An 8,967-nucleotide genomic window follows, 5' to 3' on the forward strand; every position below is an offset into this window, starting at 1 on the left:
GAACACATGAGATGCTGGCACGTTGACCCTCCAGTGCCAGCGACCTAAAGGCGACCTTGCCTATGGACGACCTGAAGAGCGTGACCGTCAGCCACCTGCGCGAGCTGGCCCAGAAGCATCTGGGGGGCGGTTACAGCAAGATGAAGAAGGAGGACTTGATCGCCGCGCTCGCCGCGTACGTCCCGGCCCTGGCCAAACTCGCCAGGCTGGCAGGCATCACCGTGGCGCGGAAAAGTTCCACCGAGAAGAGGGTCGTCGAAACCGCTGAGCGCTCCAAGGCCCGGTCCACGCCAGCGAAGTCCAAGGAGAAGCCGACCGGTGGCCGGGCCGCCGCGGTGAAGACGGCTTCCAAGGTGAAGGAGCCCGCGGCACCGAAGGTGGCGGCGAAGGTGAAGGAGGTCCGGGAGAAGGTCGCCTCCAAGGTGAAGGAGGCGCTGGAGCCTCGGGCGGCGTCCAGGGCGAAGACGGCGCGAGAGCCCAAGGCCGCGCCCGGAGTGAAGGCGTCCCAGGAGACCCGGGCGGCATCGAAGTCAGCTTCCAAGCCGAAGAGAGCCTCGGGGAGCAGGACGGCTTCCAAGCCGAGGGAGGTCGCGGAGCCCGAGACGGCGACTCCGGAGCTGAAGAGCACGGAGCAGGCGGCTCCCATGTCGATGGTGGCCACGGCGCCAGTACAGCCGACGGCCTCGCTCCCGCAGGCGCCCCCGGTGCAGGCCTCCTCCACTCCGCCGGAGCGGGAGACCGCGCCGGAGGACTCGGCGCAGAAGCCCGCCGCGAAGGCGAAGTCCGCCGAGAATCTTGGCGAGGGCCGGGTGTCGGCACCCAAGCGGGTGGCGGCCAAGCGTGCCTCGGAGAAACCGGGCGATACTCCGCCTGCTCGCCCTGCCCAGGTGGTGACCTTCCCTCCCAAGGCCCGTGCGCCGAAGGAGCAGCCGAGCGCCAGCGCGCCTCCCGCCGAGCCCTCCGTGGGCGCCAGCACTGGCGGCGTGCAGACGCCCTCGCCGACGCCCCCTCCCCAGACGCCTGCCGCCCCGCCGCCTGCTCCGGTCGAGCAACACGTCGCGGAGCCCCTGGTGGAGGGCTTCTTCGTCGCGCGAGTCGTGGGCGAGGACGAGGCGCGCCGCCATCACATGGTGGAGGAGTCGCGGCACGAGCCGGCCCCCCACCGCGTTGCCGGGTACGACGAGAGCGAGCTCCCGCTCGACTACCAGGACGACGGCGCGCTGCTGCTCCCGAGAGACCCGAACACGCTGTTCGTCTCGTGGGACTTCAGCTCCGTCACGCGCAACCGCGCGATGCAGGGCCTGGAGTCTCCGCGCGCCGTGCTGCGCGTGTTCGACGGTGAGAAGCTGGCGCGCGAGCAGGACTGTGTGCTCGAGACGCGGAGCATCTACATCCACGGCCTTCAGCCGGGCCGACCCTACCGGGTGGAGGTGCACTTCGTCGGGCGGGATGGCCGCTCTCGCCGTGTCGGTCACTCCAGCAACCGGGTGGCATTACCGCCCGTCGGCACGTCCACGGACCACACGGTGCGCTTCCTCCGCGTCCCCGCGCCGCGAGCGCCGGAGCCGCAGTTCCTCCCGGAGCTGGTGCCGCCGGTGCGTGCCAACGCTCCGGAGGTCGAGGAGCGCGAGTACATCTCCTGGCGCCGTGTGAATCTGCCGGGCAGCGCGGGCGTGCAGGACATCTCCGAGTCCCGCCGGGAGCGCGGGGTCCCCGCCCCGGGCGCACAGGCCGAGTCCCACCTGGAAGCCGTGCCGCGTCCGGCGGGAGCGTCGGACCAGCAGTACATGGAGTCCGTGGAGCGTCCAGCGGGAGCGTCGGACCAGCAGTACGTGGAGTCGCCAGGCCGCGTGCCGGGGGCTTCGGACATGCGCTACCTGGAGTCGTCGGAGCGCGCGCCCGGTGCATCGGACATGCGGTACGCGGAGTTCACGGCGCGCTCGCGCGATGTCTCGGGGCCGCGCTACCTGGATGTTCCGGGCCGGGCGCCGGGTGCCTCGGACATGCGCTACCAGGAGTCGGCCTCGCGGCCGGGAGAGCGCCAGTACCTCGACGTGGGCCCGGGCCGCGCGCCGGGGGCTTCGGACATGCGCTACCTGGAGTCGCCGGGACGTGCTCCGGGCGCTTCGGACATGCGCTACCAGGAGGGCGTGTCGAGGCAGGGTGGGGCTCAGGCGCCGTACCAGTACCTGGACGTCGGTCGTGCTCCGGGTGGGGCGTCGGACATGCGCTACCTGGAGTCGCCGGGACGTACGTCGGGCGCCTCGGACATGCGCTACCTGGAGTCGCCGGGACGTGCGCCGGGGGCTTCGGACATGCGCTATCTGGAGTCGCCGGGACGTGCGCCGGGTGCTTCGGACATGCGCTACCTGGACTCCCCGCCGCGCGCGCCGGGTGCTTCGGACATGCGGTACCTGGAGTCTCCGGGCCGTGTCGCGGGTGCTTCGGACATGCGGTACCTGGAGTCACCGCCGCGCGCTCCGGGCGCCTCGGACATGCGGTACCTGGAGTCACCGCCGCGCGCTCCGGGTGCCTCGGACATGCGCTACCTGGACTCGCCGGGCCGCGCGTCGGGTGCTTCGGACGCGCGCTACCTGGAGTCACCGCCGCGCGCTCCGGGTGCCTCGGAGCAGCGCTACCTGGAATACGTGGCCCGTCCCTCGGGGGCCTCGGACGCGCGCGCCACGGAATCCGCGCCACGTCCCCAGGGCTCCTCCGACGAGCCTCTTCCCCGGAAGCCGCCCTCGGGCGGCGACCGCTCGTGAACCCGCACGGACATCCTGACCGCTTATGAGCCTGGGCTCTCTCGCGCTGGTCCTCCACGCACATCTTCCCTTCGTTCGTCACCCCGAGCACGAGAACTTCCTCGAGGAGGACTGGCTCTACGAAGCCATCTCCGAGACGTACATTCCGCTGCTGCTCGTCTTCGACAAGCTCGCCGAGGACGGCGTCCCGTTCCGGGTGTCGATGACGCTGTCCCCCACGCTCGTCTCGATGCTCCGGGACGGGCTGCTGATGACGCGCTACGCGCGGCGGCTGGACTCACTCTGCGAGCTCGGTGACCGCGAGGTCCACCGCACCCGGGACGACCCGACGTTCGGCCGGCTGGCGCGCTTTCACCGCGACCACTTCCATTCCCTGCGCGGCGCCTTCCACGACCGCTACAAGCGCGACCTCGTCCCCGCCTTCCGGCGCCTCCAGGACGCGGGCCACCTGGACATCCTCACCTGCAACGCCACCCATGGCTTCCTGCCGCTCATGCAGCAGGTGCCCGAGGCCGTGCGCGCGCAGGTGACGGTGGCCGCCAACCACTACCGCCAGAACTTCGGGAGGGACCCCGCGGGCATCTGGCTGGCCGAGTGCGGCTACTACCCCGGGCTGGAGCGGGTGCTCGCCGCCGAGCGCATCCGCTACTTCTTCGTGGACACCCACGGCCTCACGGACGCGATTCCGCGCCCCCTGCACGGGCCCTACGCCCCCATCTTCACCGACGTGGGCGTGGCCGCGTACGCGAGAGACCCCGAGAGCAGCCAGCAGGTCTGGAGCACCGAGTACGGCTATCCCGGCGACCCGGACTACCGCGAGTTCTACCGGGACATCGGCTGGGACCTGGACCTCGACTACGTCCGTCCGTACATCCAGCCCACCGGCGACCGGAAGAACACCGGCTTCAAGTACTACCGCATCACCGGGAAGACGGACGACAAGCAGCCCTATGACCCGGACGCCGCCCGCGAGCGCGCCGCGGTCCACGCCGGCAACTTCCTCTTCAACCGCGAGCGGCAGATTGAACACCTCGCCTCGCGGCTCGGAGGCCGCAAGCCGGTCGTGGTGGCGCCCTACGACGCGGAGCTCTTCGGCCACTGGTGGTTCGAGGGGCCCATGTTCCTCGACTTCCTCATCCGCAAGGTCGCGTATGACCAGCAGACGTTCCGGCTGGTGACGCCCTCGGACGACCTGCGGGAGAACCCGGAGAACCAGGTGGCCACGCCGCCGCTGTCCTCGTGGGGCGCGGGCGGCTACGCCAACATGTGGCTCGACGGCGCCAACGACTGGGTCTACCGCCACCTGCACCACTGCGCGAAGCAGATGGTGGAGCTGGCCCGGGACTTCCCCGACGCGAGCTCCCTGCAGCGCCGGGCGCTCAACCAGGCCGCGCGCGAGCTGCTGCTCGCCCAGTCCTCGGACTGGGCCTTCATCATGAAGACGGGCACCATGGTGGAGTACGCCGAGCGCCGCACGCGCGAGCATGTCCTGCGCTTCCAGCGGCTGCACGACGAGGTGCGCGCGGGCACCATCGACGAGGGCTGGCTGACGCACGTGGAGGCGCGCGACAACCTCTTCCCCGAGCTGGACTACCGCGTCTACCGGCCCGGCTGAACCCTCCGGGGACAGGCGGCTGGGCGGACTGTTCTCCTGTCGTCCACGAGGTGCGCCTTTCCCTTGCGGGGCCACGTTTCCGTCTTAGCTAGGAGTGCATATGAACCGTTCTCCCGTTGCTTTCCGGAGGGTCCTGGTCGCAGCGCTCCTGCTGGCGCTGCCGGGTGCCTCCCTCGCACAGGCCCCGGCGAAGCCCACGCCGGCCCAGCCCGCTCCGCAGGCGGCCCAGCCTGCTCCGGCCCAGGGCGGCAACGTCCTCCAGCCCGCCACGCGCGAGGCCCAGGCGCTCCCGTCGCTGGCGCCGCTCGTCGAGTCCGTGAAGACCGCCGTCGTCAACGTGGACGTGCAGGCGCGCGGCGGCGACCCGCGCGGGGGCATGGAGGACAATCCGTTCTTCGACCGCTTCTTCGGCGGAGGCCGTGGAGGGCCGGAGCGCGAGCGGCCCATCCGTCAGGGCGCGGGCTCCGGCTTCATCATCGACCCCAAGGGCATCATCCTCACCAACAACCACGTGGTGGAGGACGCCGTCTCCATCACCATCCGCCTGGATGACGGGCGCTCCTTCGCGGGCGACGTGGTGGGGAGGGATCCGCTCACCGACGTGGCGCTGGTGAAGGTGAAGGACAAGGTCGAGAACCTGCCCACGGTGAAGCTGGGTGACTCGGACGCGCTGCGCGTGGGCGACTGGGTGGTGGCCATCGGCAACCCGTTCGGTCTGGCCTCCAGCGTGAGCCTGGGCATCATCTCCGCGCGCGCCCGCGAGATTGGCGCCAGCGCCTACGACGAGTTCCTCCAGACGGACGCCGCCATCAACCCCGGCAACTCCGGTGGCCCGCTCTTCAACATGCGGGGCGAGGTGGTGGGCATCAACACCGCCATCGTCGGCGGGGGCACGGGCATCGGCTTCGCGGTGCCCAGCAACCTCGTGAAGGCGCTGCTGCCGCAGCTGGAGAAGGAAGGCGCCGTCACCCGCGCGTGGCTGGGCGTGGGCATCCAGGACCTCACGCGCGACCTCGCCGGCGCGCTCAAGCTGCCGGTGACGGACGGCGCCATCATCACCCAGGTCAACCCGGGCTCGCCCGCGGAGAAGGGCGGCCTGAAGACGGACGACGTCGTCACCACCATCGACGGCCGGCCGGTGACCTCCGCCAGCGAGCTGACCCGCACCGTGGCGCTCAAGCGCCCGGGCAGCACCTCCACGCTGACCGTCTTCCGCGACGGCAAGAAGCAGGAGCTGAAGGTGGCGCTGGGCACGCGGCCGGACCTGGAGCGCGTGTCCTCCAAGAAGCCGGCCAACGACGAGCAGGAGAGCTCGCGCCGCGTGGGCGTCAGCCTGCAGAACCTGGACGCGCGCACCGCCTCGCAGGCGGGCTTCACCGAGCGCCAGGGCGCGCTCATCACCGACGTGGTGCCCGGCTCGCCGGCGGACCGCGCGCAGCTCGAGCCGGGCATGCTGGTGGTGGAGGCCAACCGCAAGCCGGTGAACAGCGCGGACGAGCTGGCGCGCATCATCCGGGGCGCCCCCGCGGGCAGCACGCTGCTCTTGCGCGTGGCGGGGCCCGGTGGCAACCGCAACCTGCGCGCCCTGCGGGTGCCGTGAGGAGGCGAGGACTCGGAGGCGCATGAGCATCCACTACGTCGCCCTCGGCGACAGCACGGCGGTGGGCGTGGGGGCGGAGCGCGGTGGGGGCTACCCCGAGCGCCTCGCCTCCCGCCTGCGAAAGGACGGGCTCTCCGTGGGCCTGTCCAACCTGGGGCAGAGCGGCGCCCGCATCCGCGACGTCTTCACCGGACAGGTGAAGCGCGCGGTGGCCGCTCAGCCCACCCTGGTGACACTGGGGATTGGCACCAACGACATCTGGCGCGGCACCCCGCTGGAGGAGTTCCAGGACGACCTGGACCGCATCGCCCGGCGGCTGAAGCAGACGGGCGCGCCGCTGGTGGTGGTGAACATCGCGGACATGGCCCTGGCCCCCGTGGCGAAGCTGGTGCCGAGCGCCCTCTACGAGGGCCGCATCGAGCCCTTCAACGCCGCCATGGCGGAGGTGGCCCGCGCCCACGGCCTGCACCTGGTGGACCTCTACTCGGCCAGCAAGGAGATGTTCCCCCTGAACCCGCACTTCTTCAGCCACGACGGCTTCCACCCGTCCGACGAGGGCTACGAGCAGTGGGCGGACCTGCTGCTGCCCACGGTGCGCACGCTGGTGTCGCGCTGAGCGCTTGAAGGCGCGCGCGCCTTCAGGCCTTGGCCACGCCGCCCGGGGGCTGGGAGGTGACGGTGGAGGCTTCCGTGGCGGGCGCGTGCGGGCCCCGCTCGCGGCCCGGGTGCATCTCCATGCCGGGCTCGTAGGGCGTGGTGCGGTTACGGCCGGAGCGCTTGCTGTGGTAGAGGGCCGCGTCCGCGCAGTCCACCAGGCCCTCCTGGGTGGAGGCGTCGGTGGGGTGGTGGGCCACGCCAATGGACACGGTGACGTGGTTGCAGGGCAGCCCGTGCTGCGCCAGCGACAGCGAGTCGGCCACCGCGCGGCGCAGCTTCTCCGCCACCTCCACCGCGTCCGCCTTGGTGGCCTGCGGCAAGAGCAGGACGAACTCCTCGCCGCCGTAGCGCGCCAGCGTGTCCACCTTGCGCACGCGCACGCGGAGCGTGTCGCACACGCGGCGCAGCGTCTCGTCGCCCACGCGGTGGCCCGCCACGTCGTTGAGGCGCTTGAAGTGGTCCACGTCAATCATGAGGAGCGCCAGCGGCGTGCCGAAGCGGTGCGCCCGCGCCAGTTCCAGCTCCATGCGCTGGAAGAGGTGGCGCCGGTTGGGCACGCCGGTGAGCGGGTCCGTCATGGTGAGCTTCACCGTCTCCGCGTGCAGCCGCGCGTTCTTCACCGCCGTGGCCGCCAGGTCCGCGACCGCCGTCAGGAGCTCGATTTCCTGCGCGGAGAAGCTGGCCACCTCCGGGCGCTGGAAGTTCATCACTCCCAGCAGCGTGCCCATGTGCACCATGGGCACCGACAGGAGCGCGCCCTGGTCCGCCGCGCCTTCGACGAGGCCCCGCCGGGCGAAGATGCTGGTGTGGTCCTCCAGGTCCGGCAGGTACACCGCCTTGAGCGTCTCCGCCGCGCGCCCGCACGCGCCCTCGCCCACCGCGAAGGTGAGCCCCTCCGCGCCGCGCCCCTCGGGCCACGCGTGCCGCACCTCCAGGAGGCCCTCCGCGTTGAGGAGCATGATGGAGAAGTCCGGAATCTGCATCCGCTCCACCACCATCCGGGTGACGGCCTCCAGCAGCTCGTCCAGCTCCAGCGAGGCGTTGACCGAGCGGGCCACGTCGAACAGCAGCGACAGCTCCCGCAGCCGTCCCTCCAGCTCGTCCTGGAGCGCCAGCTTCTCCTTCACCACGGCCAGGTCGCGGTGGGTGTCGATTTCCTCCGCCTTCATCGCGGTGAGCCGCGCCAGCATCTGGTTGAAGGCCGCGCCCAGCCGCGCCAGCTCGTCCGTGCCCCGCGCGTCCGCGCGCACCAGCAAGTCCCCGGCTTCCGCGCGCCGCATGGCCGCGCTCAGCCGCCGCAGCGGGCGGGTGAGGATGAAGTGCAGCCCCAGCGCGGTGAGCCCCGCCAAGAGGACGGTGAACAGCACCATGGCGCCCAGCGCGCCGCGGAACATGTCCGTGAGCTGCTGGTGCAGCGCCGGCTCCGTCATCCGCATCTGCAGGACGCTGGCGCCCGGCACCTCGCCCTCGGTGTGGCAGCTGGCGCACTCGGGGCCGCCCAGGGGCCGCACCACCTCCGTCACCCCGGCCTGCGAGCGCGCCGTCTCCGGCCCGGGCGCCGTCAGCCGCTTCGCCTCGGCGTGCACCGTGCCCACCTCGTCCGGCTGGCGAGACCAGCGGATGCGCCCGTCCGGCGTCAGCACCCGCACGTCCGCCACCGAGCGGAACATCCGCGTGTCCGAGCGCAGCACCTCCGCCACCGCCTCGTGCGACCGCGCCCCCGGCGCCGACGGCAGCGCGAAGGTGGACGCCACGAACTCCGCCAGCGCCAGCGACTCCACCTGCGTGGCGTCCTGCACCGCCACCCGCGCCTCGCGCCAGAAGTGGCCCACGCCCAGGAGCGCCACCACCAGCCCCGGCAGCCCGATGCTCCACAGGAGCTTCCTGCCAACAGTGTCCGGACCCAGGGGCATGCGCTTGTCGCGGCTCTCCGTCGCGGTGGCTTAAGCTTGTTTCACGAACTCATTCGGAATTGTCAATTGGCTGACGCGGACTGTCAAACGTACTCGCACAAGAATTTTATCGCCCCAGTGGGGTTTTCGAGACACATGGCCACTGAGTTCCTGACCTCTCCGCTCCTTCCCGTCCCCCATGGTTTCGCCACCCGCGCGGGGGGCGTCTCGGAGGGGCCCTACGCGTCGCTCAACCTGGGCTTCTCGGTGGGGGATGATCGGGAGCGGGTGCTGGAGAACCACCGCCGGCTGGCGGCCGCGGCGGGCGCTTCCCTGGGAGCGCTGTGCCGGGTGTCGCAGGTGCATGGAGACCGGGTGCTGGAGGTGAGGGGAGGGGAGGGCGCTGACGCGCTGCGGCCGGTGGAGGGCGAGGCGGAC

Annotated in this window: 6 protein-coding genes; 5 read left to right on the forward strand and 1 reads right to left on the reverse strand. The window is 71.5% G+C overall.

Annotation, left to right across the window (positions count from 1 at the left end):
* The first annotated feature begins 62 nt into the window (after positions 1-62).
* From HG543_RS48035 to HG543_RS48050, 4 genes are all read left to right on the forward strand, one after another.
* Positions 63-2,765 carry a DUF4912 domain-containing protein gene (locus tag HG543_RS48035; protein ID WP_246357829.1) on the forward strand — a complete coding sequence of 901 codons (2,703 nt, stop codon included), beginning with the start codon at positions 63-65 and terminating at the stop codon, positions 2,763-2,765.
* Between the two features lie 25 nt (positions 2,766-2,790).
* Positions 2,791-4,380 carry a glycoside hydrolase family 57 protein gene (locus HG543_RS48040; RefSeq protein ID WP_169351688.1) on the forward strand — a complete coding sequence of 530 codons (1,590 nt, stop codon included), beginning with the start codon at positions 2,791-2,793 and terminating at the stop codon, positions 4,378-4,380.
* A 100-nt stretch (positions 4,381-4,480) separates the two neighbouring features.
* A complete protein-coding gene (locus tag HG543_RS48045) occupies positions 4,481-5,980 on the forward strand; it encodes a trypsin-like peptidase domain-containing protein (RefSeq protein ID WP_169351689.1) in 1,500 nt (499 codons plus the stop codon).
* A gap of 22 nt (positions 5,981-6,002) precedes the next feature.
* The gene (locus tag HG543_RS48050; RefSeq protein WP_169351690.1) at positions 6,003-6,596 is read left to right on the forward strand and encodes an SGNH/GDSL hydrolase family protein; all 594 of its coding nucleotides are present in this window, start codon (positions 6,003-6,005) and stop codon (positions 6,594-6,596) included.
* Positions 6,597-6,618: 22 nt separating this feature from the next.
* On the opposite strand, the gene HG543_RS48055 is transcribed toward HG543_RS48050, so the two are convergent.
* Positions 6,619-8,550, reverse strand: coding sequence for a GGDEF domain-containing protein (locus HG543_RS48055; protein WP_169351691.1), 1,932 nt, complete (start codon positions 8,548-8,550; stop codon positions 6,619-6,621).
* 135 nt (positions 8,551-8,685) lie between these two features.
* On the opposite strand from HG543_RS48055, the gene HG543_RS48060 reads away from it, so the two are divergent.
* Positions 8,686-8,967: laccase domain-containing protein (locus HG543_RS48060; protein ID WP_211194678.1), on the forward strand; the 282-nt coding region annotated here is incomplete at its 3' end.

Source organism: Pyxidicoccus fallax (assembly GCF_012933655.1).
GTDB lineage: Bacteria > Myxococcota > Myxococcia > Myxococcales > Myxococcaceae > Myxococcus > Myxococcus fallax.

What these genes read in the sequence shown, in the direction of transcription:
- HG543_RS48050 (WP_169351690.1), top strand. Translation starts at nt 6,003, where the DNA reads ATGAGCATCCACTACGTCGCCCTCGGCGACAGCACGGCGGTGGGCGTG.
- HG543_RS48055 (WP_169351691.1), bottom strand. Translation starts at nt 8,550, where the DNA reads ATGCCCCTGGGTCCGGACACTGTTGGCAGGAAGCTCCTGTGGAGCATC.
- HG543_RS48045 (WP_169351689.1), top strand. Translation starts at nt 4,481, where the DNA reads ATGAACCGTTCTCCCGTTGCTTTCCGGAGGGTCCTGGTCGCAGCGCTC.
- HG543_RS48040 (WP_169351688.1), top strand. Translation starts at nt 2,791, where the DNA reads ATGAGCCTGGGCTCTCTCGCGCTGGTCCTCCACGCACATCTTCCCTTC.
- HG543_RS48035 (WP_246357829.1), top strand. Translation starts at nt 63, where the DNA reads ATGGACGACCTGAAGAGCGTGACCGTCAGCCACCTGCGCGAGCTGGCC.